This window comes from Streptomyces sp. SID14515, from assembly GCF_010548505.1.
Taxonomy (GTDB): Bacteria; Actinomycetota; Actinomycetes; order Streptomycetales; family Streptomycetaceae; genus Streptomyces; species Streptomyces caviscabies.
Map to the genome: position 1 here is coordinate 1 of NZ_JAAGMH010000096.1, position 300 is coordinate 300.

Sequence of the window (300 nt, forward strand, 5' to 3'; positions counted from 1 at the left end):
CGGGGCGGGAGCCGCGGGGGCCTCCTGCTTCGGGGCCTCCTGGGCCGGGGCGGCGGGCTGCGCCGGAGCGGCGGCCGGAGCCGCGCCCGGGGCGCCGATGACGGCGAGCTTGGCGCCGACCTCGGCGGTCTCGTCCTCGCCGACCACGATCTCCAGCAGCACACCGGCGACCGGGGCGGGGATCTCGGTGTCGACCTTGTCCGTGGAGACCTCCAGCAGCGGCTCGTCCTCGGCCACCTCCTCGCCGACCTCCTTGAGCCAGCGGGTGACGGTGCCCTCGGTGACGCTCTCGCCGAGCGC

1 protein-coding gene is annotated in these 300 nt (G+C 77.3%); it reads right to left on the minus strand.

The annotated features are described in order from the left end of the window. A partial coding sequence (locus G3I54_RS20250) for a biotin/lipoyl-containing protein (RefSeq protein WP_343240370.1) occupies window positions 1-300 on the minus strand: 300 nt, incomplete at both ends.